A 19,882-nucleotide genomic window follows, 5' to 3' on the forward strand; every position below is an offset into this window, starting at 1 on the left:
TGAATCACCAAATGATAGCATCGAGACAGGTGTAAATAGCAAGTTTTGACCATCTTGGATAAATAGTCACTATTCTTTTTAAAATTGAATCAAGGTTTAAAGCTTGAATTGCGGAATTTTCACCCATTCTCCATCTTTCAAGGCTGATTGGTGGGCAGCTATGCCGCCGACTGTCATGTTAAGCGACATGGCGATATCGATCAACGGTTTACGGTCCTCAAGGATAGCCCTGACAAATTCTTCGGTCAGATGTCCGTGCGAACCACCATGACCTCCTTCCGGCATGCCCGGGGGAAGAGCGGGGCGGGTCAGATCAGGAAGATTCTTTTCTTCTCCTTCGTACCCGTCGTAATAGGAGCCTCTTGTTCCTCTGGTCCTGCCGGTTTCAGAGCCATATCCATTGCCAATGGTATCACTGCTTCTGCCCATACGGGCTGTTCCTCCTTCACTTGTACGATAGAACGCGATCTCTGTGGCGAAAGGATTCCTATAAATGTTGTTCCCGGGTTGATACCTTTCCAGGGTACTCTTTATGCCGATACATGAGACTTCCAGAAAGGAGCCGCCGGTAACGGCAACATAGTAAGCGTCAGAATGAGTTGGATACCATTGAGGCGGCATGCCATGGCGCCAATTGTTAAAAGAGTCGATTCCCTTTTCTGAATAGTGCCAGTACTCACCTTCGGTATATATTATCCGGCCAAAACCTCCCGAGTGGTAAATCTGACGCATCGCATATAAGTTTTCCCTGAACATCGATGTCTCAAACATCATGTATTTCAGTCCCGTTCTCTTAACTGTCTCAAACAACCTCTCAGCCTCTTCAAAAGAGCCAAAAACGGCTGGCACAGCGCAAGCCACGTGCTTTCCGTGGTTTAAGGCATCGATGCAATGTTTCGCATGGCTAGGTGCATCTGTGGCCACAAATACGGCTTCTATCGTGTCATCCTTTATCAGTTCCTCAAGCGACGGATAGCTCTTTTTGCATCCGGTTACCTTTGCCAGTTCGCTGCACCGTTCCGGGATCAGGTCGCTGACAGCTGCGACTTCCACATTGGGATGGTTCTGAAACCCAAATGACGCTGCAAATTTACAAACGCCATAACCAACCAGCCCTACTCGTATTTTACGGTCAGATACGGGGATCCATTCTTTCTTCGTTCCCGTGCCATTTCCATGATCATCAAAGCCCTGAATGGGTGGAGGATTGTCAAGAATAGATATGCTGCCTTGAGCTCGTTGCAGACTGAACATGCCAGCGCCGACTCCAATTCCTGCCCTCTTGATAAAATCACGGCGACCAAGATCATGATGATTTTGTATTTTCATTTCAATTGATTTATATATGTTTAAAACGTTGGTTGCAAGTTGTATGACTTTGCCGGTAGAGCCTGGACTATCTGTCAGGTATAAATACCGGTAGAGTGATTTTGGACGGGTGTCCCGGACCAAGATAGATTGTCTGTACCGCTTTCTTGCTATCCCTTGCAAGATATGTGGGCTCGTCAGTGTTCAAGTTTCTGTTGTAACGGGGAAACCAGCTTGAAGTAATGACAATGCGGAGCTTGTGTCCCCGGTTGAGTTGGTAACCTGTAGGCCAGGATTCAATTTCAATTTTCGAGATCTTGCCGGGTTCCAGACTGACCTCTCTACCACCTTCCTGGATATTGACGATGGTGTCGTTCGGGAAGAGATCCTGAACCATGATGATAAAGTCGGTATTCACAACGGTACTGCTCACATACAGGGAGGCCGAGATACTGCCCAGAAGGGTCAGTGTGGAGTCAAGCACTTCAGATTCAAATACCCACTGGTCTGCCCTCTCTATATTCTTGTTCTGTACGGCCGGACCTACGTCCATTCCAATGAAAGTGCCGCCCAGAGAAGGGTAGGGATCTTCGGGGTTATAGACAAAACTAAGTTTTGCCGAATTATCCGGAACTGTTTTGGTGATTGATCTTTCCCCCAGGAAATAATCTGTTTTCTTTACCCCCTTGGGAGGCCATGTTTCACTGCCAACGTATTCATTCCTTTCCATGATGAAAAAGTTGTATTTGTGATTGGTGAAGGGAGCTTCCAGTTTAATTTCTCCTTTTCCTGACAGCACCTTGTCCAGAAACTGTTCCAACAGCAATCCTCTATTCCCTGTTTTATCTGTTCCCCCATACTCATTCTTGAGAGCCTGTGGCCCATGACCCCATGGAGTGATTATCATCTTGTTATCCGGATGAGGATTCTTTTTATCATGGATTATGAAATCTTCGAGTTGTGTCAATAGAAAAATGTCGTACCATCCTGCTATTGAGAATACCGGACCTTTGGCAATACCGCGGTGATTGACCGATTGCCAGTATTTGTCGCGTTTTTCGTGTAGCAGCCAGTCATTGATAAAGCGGTTCTCCTTATACGTTGAATCATCAGCGACCGATAATGGGAGGTACCAATAGGATTCCTGGATCTGTTCGGGAGAGATGGGGTTGGTTGTTTTTGCATCAACTGTCAGTCCCCAGTTAAAAGCCGTTGCCAGTGAAAAGAGTCCTTGTGGGTAGATCAGGTCATATACATCAGCACCTGTCATTTCTGCACATACTGCATCGAGCTGATCAGAAATTGCCCACTGGGTAAATCCCACATAACTGCCGCCATAACCTGCAACTTTTCCATTGCTCCACGATTGCTTCTTTATCCATTCAACTGTTTTCAACCCGTCTTCCCGTTCATTGTTGAATGCATAAAACTCTCCTTCCGAGCCAAATTTCCCGCGACAGTCCTGAACAACAACCGCATATCCCTTTTTTACAAATCCTATCGCTCCACTCTTTACATTCTCTTTCTTATATGGAGTCCGAACTAAAAGTGTTGGATAGATGCTCTCGTGATCAGGCAAGTAGATGTCAGTGGCCAGTTTTATCCCACTGGATGTTTCCACTGAATCGGTCAACAATAAATAGTGTATATTATCCTGAGCGCAAACAGACCCAAAAAGAGATAATAATAGAGGAAATAGAAATTTACGTGTCATGCAAGTTATATGTTAGATTAACAGTTTGACAATGGTCTACTCTTGTTGACTATCCCAGGTACACCTATTACAAAATATCTGGTGTTGCAATTGCCGCTATCAAAGATAATAAATATTGTTGCCTTCTGAACTGTACGGTATATCTTCAAATTATCTTTTAGCATCTTCGAAAACTCCAATTTCAGTGGGACTCTTTCCTGTCTTATTTCCGTAAAAGTCATTGATCTCCCCTTCCATTTCAATAGCTATCGCTTGGTTGAAACAGGGTGAATCATCCCTAAGCTTATATCCTTCCAATGAATTAAGTCCATATCGTCCACTTCCTGGTGACACAAGTTTCGGATCTGCTTGTATAGCTTTCGGATCATCAGGCAGCCCGTTCATCCAAGGCCCAAAATAAAGATTGTTGTAAAATCGGGTGCCGGCCTTAGAAGGAGGGAGCTGATGAAAATCTTCAAGCTTCCTGAACTCGGCACTGTTCAGTGAATCTCCCAGCGCATAGACGGTCCTGAACCTGCCCTGACCTGTTGCGTAGAATATGTTGTTTCTAAAGTGTGCCCCAAGTTTTCCTTTATCTTTCTTTCCTTTTCCTTTCATGGGGCCGTATTCATCGCCATAGTAGTACGTTATGTCAGAGGTTCCGTGATCCACATAAAACACGTTGTTGTGAAGCAGATTTTGCTCCGCCGTATCACAAAACATCGTCACCAGTTGGGTTGGCCTGAATTTAATGTCGTTTTGACTGATATTATACCGTGCGATATTTTCGTGGGTATTGTCCATAATTAACAAAAAACCGGCATTATCCCTGCTGTAGTTGTATTGAAGGATGCAATTTTTACACCCAAAGTCGAAATCAAATGCCTGTCCATCGCCGTTACCTGCTTGTCTGCCGGTATGGTATACCTCGTTGAATTGCATGATTGTCTCATTGCAGTGGGCTATCCATATCGCCGCGGTATGTGGCCACCAGTCATAACGGTTGTCGTCGCCAGTGTCTAAATGAGGATCACCAGTACGCAAGCAGCTATTTTCTACTATGTTATGCTCTATCAATCCGCGATCAGCCTGAAATACGATGATCCCATCACCACCAAGGTTTTCTAAACGGTTACCTCTAACTACAACATTTTTTTTACCTATCACATGGATACCTATCTTATCACAACGTCTGATGATATTGTTTTCTACCAAAACCTCCTCGTCAGCGCCACTTATCAAGATCATCGTGCTGGTGGCAGCCCCTCCTACCTGTCCCCACACATCGTGGATGTAACATTCTCTGACCGTTATGCCTGCGATCGATCCTCCTTCTTTTGCACGGGCAGTTATCCCGTTGCGCCTGCTCCTCAACCGTGGCGGAGCTCCGCTTGTTAACTCGAGCCCATCTATTTCCCACCATGATTGGCCTATCAGCGTAATTGCTGCACCTGTGCTCTCCCCGATATTTATTACAGGCCTCTTCCCATTCCCATAACTTCCGATAAAAATCTTCTTCTCTCTTGTTCCGGATCCCGCGGGTGAGAGTTGTCCATACCAGGTGCCGTCCGACTCGAAAAGAATCCTGTCACCGGGCCGGAAAGTCTCCCGGTTTACCCTCTCAATTGATCTCCAGGCGGTTGCCGGCGATAATCCGTTGTTGGCATCATTGCCGCTTGGAGATATATAATAGATATGTTGAACCTGCAGTGAATGGTGGCAAACTCCGGCAAGAGGTGAGAATAGGATGATTAATAAACTTAAAAACAATTTTTTCATCGATATAGGATCTTGGATCTCTTTGAGTTTGAAATAAGGGGCGTGATCTTTCACACACCACGCCCCTCTCGACAGAATAGATAATAGTGTTATTTGTTATTGAAGATCTGCATTGTTGTTTGCCAGGTTTGGATTCAACATTACCTCCTTGCTTGGGATGGAAAGGAAGTAATCTTTTTTGGTATAGGGCCTGAGCAGTTGATATTTCTCTTCCGGTTCTTCCCTCCATTCGGTAGTAGCCTTTTCTACAAGCTGTAGACGTTGCAGATCGAACCACCGGGCGGAGTATTCAAAGCCGGCGAACTCCCATGCTCTTTCCCATACAACACTGTCAATGAATTGCTCGGTAGTTAAATTGCTCACAGAGGCTTCTGTGGTTCCCAATCCCTTATAAGCCCTATTCCGCACATCGTTCAGACATTTGTATGCCAGTGCATCCGGTCCGTCAGTGCGTGCCTTGGCTTCTGCATATATCAGTAAAACGTCAGCATAGCGCGTGAAAATTATCGGGCGTCCACTATACCAGGAAGCACTTAGATCCATCCTGGTCCGCCAGTTGCTATTGGGATCATCTCGATTTTCCCACTCCCATCCAGGCGTAAAGTTGTCGGCCCATAACTTTCTGTACGCAGGATGTTTGGCCTTCAAATCGGTGTAGTAGTAATAGGTGCCATTGGAGTGATAGAAGTCGGTAACAAAGGTAAACTCCTTGCGTTCTCCTTCAGGGAAACGGTTGAAAAAGCCTAGTTCAGCGATCATTGATTCCCAACCGCCGAACTCGATCGGCCTGCTTGGGTTGGGTGATCTAACCGTATAGTCATCTGGCGTATGGTCAATCCAGAAGATTGGTTCGTCCAACTCCCTCGAGCCAGCCTCCCAATAGGGATCGAATACTTCCCAGAAGTGTTCGCGCAAGGCATAACCAAACTCATTGGCCCGATCGATTACCTCTTTCGCCTTATCTCTGGCCAGGGCGTAATATTCTGTTCCGCCGTTCACCGGATAGCCGGCCATTTGCAGATATACCAATGCCAGGGTCGATTTTGCAGCCCCTTTGGTAGGTGCCCCGTTAGCCATAAATCCGTCCCATTTAACGGGTAACCACTCTTCGGCGAATTTGAGATCCGAAACAATCAACTCATACACATCCTTACTCGAAGAGAGTGTAACTTCTCTTTTCGAGTCAGGATCGTATGCCGTTGTAACCAAGGGGATGTTGTTAAAGAACCTGACAAGCCAGAAATACATAAAGGCCCGGATGTAATGTGCCTGTGCGGCCAATGCATTAAGTCGAGCCTCTGGTACAACACCCGTTGCGTTTTTATAGTTGTTTATGATCGTGTTTGCCTGATTAACGGTGTTGTAAGCGCGTTCATATCCCCGCTGTACATCGGTATCCCCACCGGTTGTAATCGGCATATTGATTTCCATTTCATGATAGTAAACACGCTGATTTCCAGTTCCTATGATATCATCAGAGGCTGCAAACTTAATCTCCATGCTTTCATACGGGCGATTGATTGCCACGTCAAAAATACCATACATTCCGTTGATCAACAGCTGTATTTCAGCTTCATTGTTACACAAGTTATCAGCGAACAACTGGCCTTTAGGCTCTTCTGCCAGGAATTTATCATTCGATTGGCAAGATGTAAAGGAAACAATGACAGAGAGTATAAAAATTATATGGATGTATTTTTTCATAATGAAATTTTTTTTAAAATGAATAGTTAATATTCAATGGCTACCCCAAATGATATACTTCTGGAGTTCGGATAGGCAAACCAGTCCATTCCCGAATTCATGTCATCGTTGGTGGAACTGATTTCCGGATCATATCCTTTGTACTTGGTAAATACCAGCAAGTTTTGTGCACTAAGTGAGAGTCGCAAAGTGGCAAAAGAGACGACACTTTTCGGGATTCGGTAGCCCACACTGAGATTGCGCAGTTTCACATAACTCCCATCCTCCACATACTGTGAAGACAAGGGAATCAGGTGACTGTTCCCTATCCTGGCAAATTTTGCGTTGGGATTACTGGGTGTCCACCTGTCTTTTGAATCCTTATGTGTGTATAATTGTGTGAAGTCAATTCGTTCGGTTGCCACAAGATAAGCCCAGTTCATGATATCACGGCCATGCACCCCTTCAAACAGAATATTGAAGTCGACATTCTTGATGGAGATGTGGTTGTTGAAACCCCAGGAGAACGGCGCATTTGTGTTTCCAATAACCTGCTGGTCGTCAGAGTCATAAGCATTATTTCCATTCAGGTCTTCATATCGGTAATCACCCGGCTGCGCACCATATTTGGCTGCCTCTTCTGCCTGATTTTCTTGCCAGATTCCGAGATATTTCATCCCGAAAATTGTACCGATGGGTTGACCCGGCATTAAGACGAACGGGCTGGTTGAGGCCAGACCGGGAGCATAACCTGCTCCGTAGATTCTTGCTTCTTCTCCCAGATCCAGCACCTTATTCCTGTTAAAGGCTCCATTCAGGTTGATGTCGTACGACCAATCCTTTGTTTTAAGGATGAAGTAATTCAGGTTAAACTCAAATCCCTCATTTCTAACGGAACCAACATTTGAGATTACGCTTGTCCTGCCATATTCAGAATCACCTCCGGCATAAGCGGGGACAGCCAATGGAGCCAGCAGGTCGACAGTCTTCTTGTTGTAATAATCGAGCGATAAAGATAGACGGCTGTCGATCAGGGTAAAGTCGGCGCCCACGTTCAACTGTTTGGTCGACTCCCATTTCAGGTTGGGATTGCCGCCAATCTGGGAAATGTAGCCAGACTGGATAGCTGATCCACCCCAAAAGAATCCCATACCTCTCAGCGGAGAGTATGTGGCATATGATCCTACAGCCTGGCTTCCAGTAACACCATATCCTCCACGAATCCTGATATTTTGGAACAGATCCTGTTCTTTCATGAATGCCTCTTCCGAAAGCCTCCATGCTAAAGAGAACGACGGGAAATAGCCCCAACGATTATCTCCCCTGAATTTGGATGAACCATCTGCACGATAGTTAACCGTCAGATAATAGCGGGAGGCATAATTGTAATTAATGCGGCCGAAATATGAGCGTAAAGCATTGTCTGCCCATCCCGATCCTACTCCAATATAGGGGGCAGCCAGCCCAAGATTGTTCCAACCCACCGATTCAATGGGTAGCCTGTCAGCACTTGCCGAGAAACTTTGACCTTCATACTTGGTCTGCTCGAAGCCGACCATTGCAGAAAAATCATGATTATTTGCAAATGTCTTACTATATGTCAAGAATGCATTTGTCAACCAGTTCTTGTTGTCGTATGAATACTGATCTGCCCGTGGATAGAGTCTGTTATATTCGAGTGACTCAAATTCACGGGTGCCACCATTCGATAATGAGATCAATGCTTTTGCATTCAATGTGAGGTCATCGGTGATTTTAAACTGAAGGTTGCCAACTCCTGTAGCGCCATTTCCGTAGTTTCGCTGGTGTGCTTCTGTCATCAACACCGGATTCATTAACGTGCCTGATCCCACTCCCAGTGGCGTATACCTGCCATTTTCATCGTAAATCGGTACAGTTGGAGAAAAGGCTACCGCTGCCATTAAAGGTATGGCTGTCTTACTTCCCCCTTGCGACAGTTCGGGATTGAGGTTATCGTTGTGGCCTGCACTCGCCTCTACCTGTACTGTGAGTCGATTGCTGAGATCCATATCAACTTTGGCTTTCAACCCGTAATCGGAGGCTTCCGTATTTCTAATGGTTCCGGTGTTGTCGTTGTAGTGAGTGGTTATATGGTAGCGAATATCTTTGCTCCCTCCGGAGAAAATTACGCGATAACTCTGTGACAGACCGCTCTGCAGTATGGCATCCTGCCAATCTGTACCACCGCCGTTTTTGAATTTCTCAACCTCGGCATCAGTGAATGGATAAGCTCCAACGCTTTGGTTGAATTTTGCAAACTCATAAGCATCCATCAAATCATACCGTTTGCCAATGGTATTGATTGAGAAATCGGAATAAAACTCCAAGGTTGGTTTCTTCTGGGATCCCCTTTTTGTTGTTACCAGGATAACTCCATTGGCTCCACGGGAGCCGTAAATTGCCGTAGCAGAAGCATCTTTTAGGATTTCAATGGATTCTATCTCATACATGTCGGGTAGTGACCCATAATTGCCATCTACCACTATCAGGGGATCGTTTGATCCCATTAATGAATTTGCACCCCTTACACGAATGATTGGAGCTACTCCTGGAGCCGCGTTACTTTTTCTGATGGTGACTCCCGGAGCCTTTGCTGCAAGGATGGAGTTGGATGAGCTTGAAGCCATATTGATAAAGTCACGCGAAGATACCGAAGATACAGCTCCGGTCAAATCACTTTTCTTCATTGTACCGTATCCAATTGCAACTACTTCCTGCAATGCAATGGAACTTTCAGACATCACCACATTGATGATCGTTTTGCCAGCTACCGGAATCTCCTCTGTTTCCATCCCTACAAACGAGAAGACAAGAACCGCATTTTCCTGGACATTGATCAGCTGATACTCGCCATCGATGTTGGTTGTTGTCCCCTGATTGGTGCCTTTGACAGAAATTGTCACACCCGGGATTGTTTCTCCTGATGCATCGGTGACCCTGCCTTTGACCGATTTTGTCTGTTGCACATCGGAAATTTCATTCTTTTCCTCAGATCTGTTGCTGGTGTAAAAGCTGCTGTTCCCAGCAAATGCTTGCCCCATGGTTAACAATGTTATCAACCATACTGTGGTAATTTTTTTCATAGCTTTGGAATTACACAGTTTGTCAAACCAGTAAATCATTTTAAAATTTTTGTTTTTCATTCGTTTTTCATTTTAGAGTATAAATAATGGACCGAGTTAGGTGTGAAATAGTATTAAATAAAAATACAAATGGGCAGTTAATTATTTCATTTTTAAACTGTCAATGTTCCTGTCTTTCTTTCTTTTTTCATAGGCATGATCCAAATTAATTCGTAATTAAAAAAATCAGCTGAGGAGTGTTTTTCTACATATACTATCATCTCAATTTGTTTCACTGAATCTAACATTAGAGTTATCTCACATTAAAACTACTTTATCGTTTAAGTAATAACAAACTTAAAAAAAGAGTGAGATTCCTCTATGTTTTATGAGACGTTTTTCAAAAAATTTCACTACTGGGGATATCTCCGGTACCACTTTCAAGTTTAAATATATCAATTAGTTTGTTAGTATCTAAGCTGTTGAGTTTAATATGTTAATATTTAAAAACTGCTATTCCATGGGATTCTATCAACTTTATCGTTTAAGTCACAAACTTACAATTTTTTTTAAATCGAGCGATATAGATCGATAAATTTAACACAATATAACTATGAGGCGATCGGGAACAGAAGCGGGGCAGATTGGGGTCGTCGGTGACCCCTCCCTACCTCACGGTAACACCATATACAAATTGGTTCATCATGATGCCCTCTTTACTGCCTATGCCAGGATTGATCTTGATATCCTCCCGGGTCAATTTTCTGCCGTTGATCACAACATTCTCTATCAATACATTTTTGATCGCATGATTGGCATCATAGCCGAGAAATTCCATCTCTTTATGCAGTTGATAGCCGGAGTTGTTGACGGTTATGTTTTTAAATACAATATCCTCGATATGACCCCGTGCAGTATCTGTTGTCCAAACGGCCGAATTGATCCACAACGAAGCAAACTGGACTGACTCCTCGATACGAATATTCTCGAAGCGGACATTCTTTACCGTTGCCGCATCGGTGTGATAAATACGTAGCGTCCATTCGCGTCCGTGATCGCCGATTATATCGCAGTCCTCAAATAAAACATCTTCTACATCCCGTGTGATTTCAGCTCCAATACTTAATGCATGGGCACATTCATTATAAAGTACGCATTTTCGCACATGGATACGACGAGCATCCTGAGTGACTCCCCGGTACGTTTTAACCACGATAAGATCGTCCCAAGTGCGTATAAAACAGTTTTCCACCAGAACATCAATACAAGCTGCTATGTCTATGCCGTCGGCATTAGCGCGATGGCCAAATAACTTTAAATTGTCTATATGGACATTGTTGCAATCACGTAGAGAAACAGTCCATCCAGGTGAATTACATAATATAACTCCTTCCAATTTGAATCCATCGACGTTAACACTCATCGTACTGCTACCCCTTACACGTGATATTGCCCCCAAGTCTACTATCCCCCTTCCACGAAAAGTAATATTTTTACCTCTCATAACGAAAATCGCTCCCTTGTTATCTTTCTCATTTTCTGATAAAACACCTCTTACGATAGCTCCACCGGCAATATAAACGGTTTGATTGTCGCCAACAGGAACTGAGGTGATTTCATGGATTCCCGGACCAAAATAAATTACATTTGGATCGTTCGGTTCGGGAATATCTGTTTCTTCCGGATTCACAAAGAGGTGTAAGGAACGTATATGATCGCCATTGATCTCGACCGTAACGTGTTGGGGTTTGTCAACTTCGAAAGTGAGTGTTTTGCCCTTTATCGTCGGAATAATACCGAACGAGGTAGGCAGGATCTTTGCAGATGCGATTGGATCATTAACGGTGACATTTACTTTTGCCGGGCCTTTTTTCAAATCAAAAGAGGCAAAGCCGGCAATGTCGTACGCCGAATCTGCCAGAGCTTCAATCCCGGCTCTATGACGACCCTGAATGTCTTCCGTACATATTCTGGTATTAAAGACAGGCACGTCGATTCCGTTTACTGAAACCCGGTATTTCTCATTCAACACTTCACCTTCGGGTGCGCTGTAAACGGTAACATCACTTTTGGAATATTTACAAGAGGAGATGCCCACGCAAATAATCAACAATAACAGAATATTTTTTTTCATCTCTTATTTCTATAATGAGGGGTTGTTGAGCCATGAATTATAGTGGATTCACTATTGGCATAGGTTTTCTATCTTTCCATTTTGAACGGGTAAAGTCGGGGAAATCGACCGGTCTACTTTTGTTTAGTGCCGATTCCTCTGTCAGTTTTGTGATGATGCTCCAGGTTGCCGCATCATATACATCTATAGGAAATTCAGTCTTGTTGCGTATTGCTTCTACAAAATCTCTCATGCAGAGGTAGTCACTTCCTCCATGACCTGTTTTAGTTGCAATATCGCCATATTTTCTCCACAACGGGTGATCATATTTTTGTAAATATCTATCAATCTCCTCCCATTCATGAGGAACAGGGCTTTCATCTTCCAGATAGATCTTATTTAATGTTCCGGAATAGATACCTTTTGTTCCCTGAATCCGATAAATGAAATCAACGGGCCTCGGACTGAGTGAATCGTAATATAGAGTAACTGTAATGCCGTTGGCTGTCTGGAGCAAAGTGCAATTGACATCACCCGCTTTGAACTTTAACTTAGCATTGGGATGGTCTGCTCCATGGTTCTTGGCGATATAGTGATTGAGACCAAGTGATCTGCTGCTCATCGATACCAGGTATTCGAACTTGTTGCCTCTATTTATGTCAATCCATTGGGAAACAGGGCCGATAGCATGTGTTGGATAGCGGTTGCCTGTATGGTTAAGATAACGCTCATGTGCTCTCCAGAGAAGCTCTCCTTTCTCTCCGATGGTTGCATAACGCACGTCGTGCTGATACCCTGTTTCACAGTGATTCAGCTCTCCGAACAATCCCTCCCGTACCATATTGAGTACCATCATTACGTTTCGCATGTATGCATAGTTTTCCAATAACATGCAATGCATGCCTGTTTTCTCTGCAGTTTCAACCAGTTCCCAGGCCTCATCATAGCCGTCGCACGCAGGCATTTCGGTACCTCCGTATTTACCGCCTTTCATGGCGGCAACCATTACTGGGGTATGCAGGCTCCATGGGGTTGCAGTAAAAATACCGTCAACGTTCGGGAGGTCGGCAATCTTTTTATACTCTTCTTTCCCGGTAAAACCTCTAGGCTTGGGTTGACCGGCCGACTTTACCAATTGCTGGGCTTTTTCGACCCTCTCTGCTACAATATCGCAAACGGCAACAATCTCAACACCCTCCAGCATAAGCGCTGTCTCCAACATCGACATCCCCCTACTTCCAACCCCTACGAATGCCAATCTTACAGGAGGTTCGGAATTATTCTTCGCAAAAATTGCCGAGTATTTTGCCGATGCCAGATAGATACCTGCTCCCGCAGTTGCTTTGATAAAATTACGACGGCTAAATTGAATATCTGTTGTCTTCATGCTTGCTTGTTTGATGTTTATAACTTCATTTTCTCCTCACAAAACTACCTGGAAAATTCAAATCTTGAATGATTTCGCCCCCATACAAACGGATCCATGAACGGAAACCTTCTTTCCCTTCAGTCAATTCGATTACACGTGCACCGTTTGGTTTCAGATCGTTATAAACGTTGTCGCACCCGCTAAACCGACCATATATGAAGAACATTTTCTTCCAATAGGTTACAAAATCGCTATTGTGATCGTGTCCAACAAATACAGCTTCAATATCCTTCATCTCCTTCATGGATACAAACATTCCTGAGTTAATTTTCGGAGAGGCAACATTCTCTCCCCGGGTTCCAATCGTTACAACACCACTTTCTTCATCTTTGAATGCTTCCTTGTGCTCTGGTAGAGGGATATGGAAAAATGCCAGCGATGGAATGGGCGTTCCTCCGTTAATCTTGGTGAACTTTTCACTATGCATCCTGTACCAGGCTATTTGATCGAAATGGATGTGTCCATAGGTGTTGGGGATATCCTCGATTGTGGCTCCGCGATTGCTGTCAAAGATATAGAACACCCGACTTATCCTGTCGCTTCCCGAAGGAGAGAGCGTTAAGAAGCAGTTGCTAACCCCATAGATGCCTTCAGTTTTTGTATTTATGTTGTACGGTATTGACATCACAATCTCAAGCATCTCCTGACGAGATTTGTCGTACTCCTCATCATGATTCCCAAAGGCGACAGCAAAAGGGATCTTTCTTTTCGAAATCGGTTCAAGTATCTCTCTTACCGAGCGTTCGGCCGGTTCTCCGAAAATAATGTCACCGGTATGAATCACCAGGTCGGGCTTCTCCAGGTCCAACATCTGGTTTACATTCTTTAGCGCTCTTTCCGATTTTGGATTCCCGGCTATGTAGTGTGTGTCGGTTAATTGCAGAATCTTGAACTTGCCATTTTTGTTGTAAAACAGTCCTCTTTTCGTGTTGTCGACTTCTGTTGTAGATGTTTCAGAAGGTAAGATTCCTGCAAACGAATGTGTTGCAACTACTCCCGTCATACCGGCCAGAGCGGTGCCCTTGATAAAAGTACGCCTGTTTATCTTTTTGTCCATAGAAACTATTTTTTCAATGATTTATACTGATTGAAATTACTTTTTACCATTTTATCGCAACATTCACTCCGTCGGGATTGTTCTCAAAGCCAAGCAGGCAGGTCTTGCTGAGAGCATCCCAACTCCAGGTTGCTTCCTCTATCCTGTTCCCGTTACTGTCCGTGATGTCAACCTTTACTGGTTCAGCCGGCAACAACAGACGCATTACGTTGGTTGTGTTCAACGGACTTTTGGTGGTAAACGAGTAGCTTTTCCTGCTTCGGGTCTCGTTTTCCGTACGCGAAGCAGCAGCCAGTACCTGTGGTCTCTTTCTGTTTTCTATGCGATTGAGATCAAACAGGAATGCCTGCTCTCCCGGCTTCACCGTTTTCTCGGTCAGTACTGGCAGTTTATTGTCAAACAGATCGATAAACAATCCTTCAGCATGGTATGGATCATCGCTCACGCTCTCATTCATTACCGCAATTATATTGAAAGGTCCCCTCTCCAGGTAAAAGTTATTCTTGAATACCAATTCACCCGCATTGGCTCTCTCTTCATACATTTTCTTGACGATAGCCACATAATCGAGTTCCCCATTCTCATTCAAGACAAATTCCTTGGGATCCTTGCGTATTACGTAGACCGAGCCTTTTCCGCAGATGTATTCACCTTCTTTGGGATTCACCTCTATTCCAAGAAGTTTAAACAGGTGATCGGACGGTCTTTTGAATTGATTTTCACCTTGATTCCACCACTCCTTAATGTTTTGAAACGGGTCGGTATCCCTTGAGCTGTAAACGATGACTCCTCCATCTCTTACCCAATTGGCCAGATATGTATGTGATTCTGCCGATAAGGGTTTGAGGTTTGAATATGACATGAGCAAAACTCGTGTATCTGCCCATGTTTCAGGATAGGATACGTTCTCAATGTGTAATATTTTTACAGGTACTCCCCGTTTCAGGAAGGGAAGTGCTTCTCCGTAGAAATTGGAGAGCTGGGGATCGTCATAACCTTCAATTGGATCAGGTGCCCTTTGGAACATCATTGAATTGGCCATCAGGACGGAAATGCCATGCGAACCGGAGAGCTTATTGGAGGATAGCGGCATCTCATTCAATGAGTTGATCATTACCTGCATTTGGGTTGAGTAGAAGCGAGGAATGAGTTCCTTCTTGTCTTTATCAGCGTTCTCTGGGTCAATCAATTCCATATTGCGTGATCCTGAGATCCCTGTACCCCGTTTAAAGTGGGCACTGGTGTAATAAAGTTTTTCATAAATACGGTCCGGCCAAGGCATTACCTCGTAACTGTTGATCTGAGGAAAGAGAAGTTGCGCAGTAAATGTAGCTTCATAGTTCTGCTTGTAGTATGGCCAATCAAATTCCCTGTCTTCAATGGGGTCTGTAAGAAAGAATAATTTGCGACCGGTAGGCGCCGTCATGGCCTCCATGCAGCCATACTCCAGATAGGCTGTTTCAAATACCCGTTCAGCCAATTTCCCGTTGAAATAGTTCGGTTCGGCAGAGGTGCCGGTCCATACCTGTGCAATATATCCGTCAACATTGGGGAGTGAGGCCAAACTTGCTTCAGGGCTTACAATCATCCATTGTGCATAATTGACCAGTGAGTGAGTGGGAACATAACAGCGGATATTCATCCCTTTACTCTTGCCGTACTCCTTTGCATATGTAAAACATTCATCCAGTGCCTTGTAGTACATGTGATACTTGAGCTTGTTGGACAGATAAGTATTTTCGGCAGAGGTATGCTGGGGTCTCCAATCGAAACCGTAGTAATCTTTCCATGCTTTCTTGAAAGATTCACTATAGCCGGCAGCGGCCCAGAACTCGGGCTCTTCCAGATAAATGGCATCTATTCCTGCATCGATTACCCGCTTAATATGGACCTCTTTCAGATATCTTAAAAAGTTTTCAGTTGGAACAATATAGGGTGTCGAACCTCTGCTTCCATGCCAGATAGTGTCTCCCTGTCGATTGACCTGTCCTTCGTCCCAATGTTCAACTCCGTCCCATTCCCCATGGAAATAGGGCCTGTAGTTGCCTCCCCAGGCGATGCCGGTCATGAAATGTGTGATATATCCACGATCACACCAACTTTGCACCCTCTGCTCGAATGTCATTTTTTCATTGTCACTGGCGCCATAGACAATGGCGATATCTGCCCGGATATCGGTCACAGGCTTCCAGTGGCTACTCGTCTGAAAAGCTGTTTTCTCACCTCGGCGATTAACCGTATTGGATAATTCCTTTTGTGAACAAGCTGTAATGCCGATTAATAGTAACGTATAAATTAACGTTAAGCATGAATTGTACTTCATCTCTATCTTTCTCTATTTTTTTAAACCTGTCAGATCTGAATCAACCTCCACAATGCCATCACCACAAATGATTCTAGCAGAAAAATTCTCGCCTGTTTCTATGTTTGATGAGGTTTTCAACATGATTTCTTTGCCCTTTGCCGTATTATGGAGCAGGACCATCTCGCCGTCATGTTCGAAAATACAGTTGTGGATATTGATGACTGTCTTATAGTAATCGGGGACAATATTCTCTTTTAAATATTCAGGGAAAACCTCATTCCCGGTAAATCTGAATTTTTGTTTCCCGATTCTGGAATTGGAGATCGAGATCAAGTTTATCGGTGACGCAATCTGGAATAGCGGAATATCGGCATCGTGAAGAACTTTCACATTTTCCAGGAATATGTTCTCCTGAACCGGCACTTCTGCTCCCGGATAGTAGCCGCGATCGTATTCACTCATATCAAATAGAATTCCAAATGCCACTCTCGGCTTTTCAAGATGTATATTCCTGAAAATAACATTTCTGACCCCAGCCGTGTAGGTGACCTCTTCCTGTGTCATGACCCAGGTGATTCCGTCCAGCACTTTTGATCCGCTTTCAAAATCAGGTCGGGTCAAAGATTTATAGAGCTTTCCATTAGACGGCATCTTCACACGGTATATCCGTCCGTTCGAAACCACTGCATCGGACTGCTGGACTGTCATCCCCTCTTTCCAGTCAATCCAGCCACCACCTAACAACCGGCAAAAGAAGCCGATCATTTTTTCCTGGTTTAAGTCATAGCAATTTTCTATCAGGCCATCTTCAATCCATCCCATTTCGGGATTGGATGTGGAATAGTCCTGCGCATTAAGTGCTATTGCGTCGTCAAGGGTTTGGAATACAGCATCTCTAATGGTAAATCGCTTGCCGGGACCAAAATGAATTCCATCCTTTTGCCCTTTAATGATTACATCCTCGATGATTACGTCTTCGAACCTGTTAACCTGGAGACCATACTGGCATCCGGTCAGGTCGTAGCACCTGAAACCTTTAATCTTCAAATCCTTTACATAGGAGAATCCCAGGATTCCACGCAATCCCAAAACCAAATCAGAACAGTTGTCAATACCATTGACAATGACATGTAGGCCCTCTACCGAGATATGATCATCATAGGTTCTTGTCATGGCCCCTTTATTGATAATTAACTGGGCAAAGAGTCCAGCCTCATTTACTTTTTTTAATGAGACGCCGTTTCCAAATATCAAGCTGGTATTACTTCCGATATAGAGGGAAGTAGCAATTTTATATATCCCCGGTTTTGAGACGATGATCGTTCCCCCTTGGTCGATAGCTTGTTGTAGTGCTTTTGCATTTTCAACCCCTGATGCATCGGGTGAAAATCCAAATTCACCAGCGTCAGTGTACGCTTCCGATGAGGTTGCCTGATATTCGAGATTGTTACAGGGTGTTTCAGCCGCCTGTACGGGCAATCCCAAGTAAATCACTATTATGTGGAGGAAAATGGTTATTCCGATCATCCTCCTGAAAGATTTTTTGTTGGATAGTGGCTCAGTCATCACATGTTGCTGATTAAGTGTTCAAATTCCCTCTGTTTTAATGTCAACCTCCTTGCCATCGGAAGATATATTCATGATAACCTTTCTGTTACCCTTGAATCGGAATACAATCTCGTTCTCATTTCCGATCCATGGCGCTACCATCTTTTTCAGTTCATCGCCTGCCATGTCGTCTGTTATAATCCATTTGCCCTTTCCATCCTCGAATACTTTGGTGCCGGATTTGTATCGGGTGACAAATTCATTGGGAGCAAAACGCTTGGAGGTTACAACTGCAAGTCCCTTTTTACGAACAAGGTCCCCGACATCTTTCAAAGTCTCCTCGCTTATCGATAATCCACACAGAAAAGCGAGCTTTAATGTGTTCAGGTGAGTTTTTCTCACGGAATCATCATAGACAACAACAGAGTTGGCTGGAGCGAAGCAGCGGTAGGGCATTCCCTTATAGATATTGCCTGCATTCCAGGAGAGGCTCTCCTTTTTTACCACTCCATGGGTAATGGTATGCCAAGCCTTGATCCACTCTTCCGACTCCGCACTGGTATTAAGGTCATATGCGCCAAAAAGCCAATCCTTCCAATAGAGGTTTACTTTTTTATCACCGTCATCTACTGTGCAGTAGGTCTCAGGACCTTGTCCCCACATCGTGTCATCAAAACGGATAATCGCAATTTCCGGCTCCAAGTCCCTGAAGGTATATGGACGTGGATTCTGCCGTATATATTCTTTGGCAAAGCGGCTTAATACCTCTCCCCTCTCCTTGAGGGTCAATTGATTGTTTTCGTCGATCGCGTAGGTGTGCCGGCCGACACTTTCCACATAGGCTTTATCTACACCTGCCCAGTAAGCAAACAGAAGATTTGACCATAAAGATTCGGGCGAGTGCCCCGGGTAGTTGTTGTAATGCCAAAGATCGATGCAGGCCCACAATTCACTATCATATTGCAAACAAGCACCCATAGCGCATGAAGCCCAGATATTGGACCAGTTTTCCTTCATTTGCTTGTAAACAGGCGTCATGCCGGCACGGGCAAAATTGTGAAAAAGTACGGGCCATACGTGTTCGGTCAGGACCATCGGGGGACCATCACTTTTACATTCATCCACCAACGATCTTGCCCCTTGGTATACCGCATGATCAGCTGATTTGAAATTCATGCCGGTTGTTTCTGCCAGACTGACAAGCTCAACATCAGGATGTTTTAAGGTGATAGATAGATTTCGGGTGATCTGCGAATGTTCCAACTCGTCATACTGTATCCCCCATACGGCTTTAGACTCCGCCAGACTCCTCAGGACGGCTGGTGGAAATTTAAACAGGTGCAGGTTGTCGGGTTGGTTAACCCACTCGTAACCGTCGGCACTTTTCATTTCCAGATTCCAGTTCCCGCACTCGACGTTGACCACCACTTTCAGTCCGGCACTGTCAAAATCAGCACCCAGTCTTTTCATGGTATTTACCTCATCTTCAACCGTCCCTTGTGGGCCCCTATAGTGATAAACTACAAAATCAACACCTAAAGAATCCATTGCCACCGGATTAAAGAACTCTCCCGGATTGGTCTTGTCTCCGGAATTGTCAATTCCAATATAAAAATTCTTTACCGTTGAGACTTTTTTATCACTTTCACATCCTGAAAGAATTAGCATCAGCAAAGTAGAAATAAATAGAACTGTTCGCATTTTGTTGTTGACTTTTATGCAGTTAAGATTACTTGTCTGTTTTACCATTTTCCCGCTTCGTATGAATTCTTTCAATATTTAATTATCTGTCAGAATAAGAGTAGAAAAAGTGGTTGAAGAATACTTTCCCGTCCGAAAGAACGGGAAAGTATTTAACAAAACATTTGAGATGATATCCAGATC

The 19,882-nt window shown here is 44.3% G+C and carries 11 protein-coding genes; all 11 read right to left on the minus strand.

All coding sequences use genetic code 11. From position 1 onward, the window contains the following. Window positions 1-96 precede the first annotated feature (96 nt). Window positions 97-1,329, minus strand: coding sequence for a Gfo/Idh/MocA family protein (locus ING2E5A_RS01700; RefSeq protein WP_071135914.1), 1,233 nt, complete (start codon window positions 1,327-1,329; stop codon window positions 97-99). Between the two features lie 67 nt (window positions 1,330-1,396). Further along, window positions 1,397-2,929: a CocE/NonD family hydrolase gene (locus ING2E5A_RS01705; protein WP_161941926.1), complete on the minus strand. Its 1,533-nt coding sequence runs from the start codon at window positions 2,927-2,929 to the stop codon at window positions 1,397-1,399. A 243-nt stretch (window positions 2,930-3,172) separates the two neighbouring features. Then, window positions 3,173-4,780, minus strand: coding sequence for a right-handed parallel beta-helix repeat-containing protein (locus ING2E5A_RS01710; RefSeq protein WP_154670007.1), 1,608 nt, complete (start codon window positions 4,778-4,780; stop codon window positions 3,173-3,175). Window positions 4,781-4,876: 96 nt separating this feature from the next. Further along, complete coding sequence (locus ING2E5A_RS01715) at window positions 4,877-6,484, minus strand: RagB/SusD family nutrient uptake outer membrane protein (protein WP_071135917.1); 1,608 nt, start codon at window positions 6,482-6,484, stop codon at window positions 4,877-4,879. A gap of 26 nt (window positions 6,485-6,510) precedes the next feature. Then, window positions 6,511-9,567, minus strand: a complete 3,057-nt coding sequence (locus ING2E5A_RS01720) for a SusC/RagA family TonB-linked outer membrane protein (protein ID WP_161941927.1) — start codon at window positions 9,565-9,567, stop codon at window positions 6,511-6,513. 646 nt (window positions 9,568-10,213) lie between these two features. Then, entirely contained in the window at window positions 10,214-11,680 is a 1,467-nt protein-coding gene (locus ING2E5A_RS01725; protein WP_071135919.1) for a glycosyl hydrolase family 28 protein, read from the minus strand. A 37-nt stretch (window positions 11,681-11,717) separates the two neighbouring features. After that, window positions 11,718-13,046, minus strand: coding sequence for a Gfo/Idh/MocA family protein (locus ING2E5A_RS01730; protein WP_071135920.1), 1,329 nt, complete (start codon window positions 13,044-13,046; stop codon window positions 11,718-11,720). Between the two features lie 25 nt (window positions 13,047-13,071). Continuing rightward, window positions 13,072-14,145, minus strand: a complete 1,074-nt coding sequence (locus ING2E5A_RS01735) for a metallophosphoesterase family protein (RefSeq protein WP_143102539.1) — start codon at window positions 14,143-14,145, stop codon at window positions 13,072-13,074. Window positions 14,146-14,188: 43 nt separating this feature from the next. After that, window positions 14,189-16,468: a hypothetical protein gene (locus ING2E5A_RS01740; RefSeq protein ID WP_071135921.1), complete on the minus strand. Its 2,280-nt coding sequence runs from the start codon at window positions 16,466-16,468 to the stop codon at window positions 14,189-14,191. 12 nt (window positions 16,469-16,480) lie between these two features. After that, window positions 16,481-17,977: a hypothetical protein gene (locus tag ING2E5A_RS01745; protein ID WP_143102540.1), complete on the minus strand. Its 1,497-nt coding sequence runs from the start codon at window positions 17,975-17,977 to the stop codon at window positions 16,481-16,483. 60 nt (window positions 17,978-18,037) lie between these two features. Next, complete coding sequence (locus ING2E5A_RS01750; RefSeq protein ID WP_154670008.1) at window positions 18,038-19,546, minus strand: hypothetical protein; 1,509 nt, start codon at window positions 19,544-19,546, stop codon at window positions 18,038-18,040. Window positions 19,547-19,882 lie beyond the last annotated feature (336 nt).

Origin of the sequence: Petrimonas mucosa (assembly GCF_900095795.1) — a bacterium.
GTDB lineage: Bacteria > Bacteroidota > Bacteroidia > Bacteroidales > Dysgonomonadaceae > Petrimonas > Petrimonas mucosa.

Coding starts and splice junctions, on each gene's coding strand:
- ING2E5A_RS01700 (WP_071135914.1), bottom strand. CDS start 1,329: ATGAAAATACAAAATCATCATGATCTTGGTCGCCGTGATTTTATCAAG.
- ING2E5A_RS01710 (WP_154670007.1), bottom strand. CDS start 4,780: ATGAAAAAATTGTTTTTAAGTTTATTAATCATCCTATTCTCACCTCTT.
- ING2E5A_RS01715 (WP_071135917.1), bottom strand. CDS start 6,484: ATGAAAAAATACATCCATATAATTTTTATACTCTCTGTCATTGTTTCC.
- ING2E5A_RS01720 (WP_161941927.1), bottom strand. CDS start 9,567: ATGAAAAAAATTACCACAGTATGGTTGATAACATTGTTAACCATGGGG.
- ING2E5A_RS01725 (WP_071135919.1), bottom strand. CDS start 11,680: ATGAAAAAAAATATTCTGTTATTGTTGATTATTTGCGTGGGCATCTCC.
- ING2E5A_RS01730 (WP_071135920.1), bottom strand. CDS start 13,046: ATGAAGACAACAGATATTCAATTTAGCCGTCGTAATTTTATCAAAGCA.
- ING2E5A_RS01735 (WP_143102539.1), bottom strand. CDS start 14,145: ATGGACAAAAAGATAAACAGGCGTACTTTTATCAAGGGCACCGCTCTG.
- ING2E5A_RS01740 (WP_071135921.1), bottom strand. CDS start 16,468: ATGAAGTACAATTCATGCTTAACGTTAATTTATACGTTACTATTAATC.
- ING2E5A_RS01745 (WP_143102540.1), bottom strand. CDS start 17,977: ATGATCGGAATAACCATTTTCCTCCACATAATAGTGATTTACTTGGGA.
- ING2E5A_RS01750 (WP_154670008.1), bottom strand. CDS start 19,546: ATGGATTCTTTAGGTGTTGATTTTGTAGTTTATCACTATAGGGGCCCA.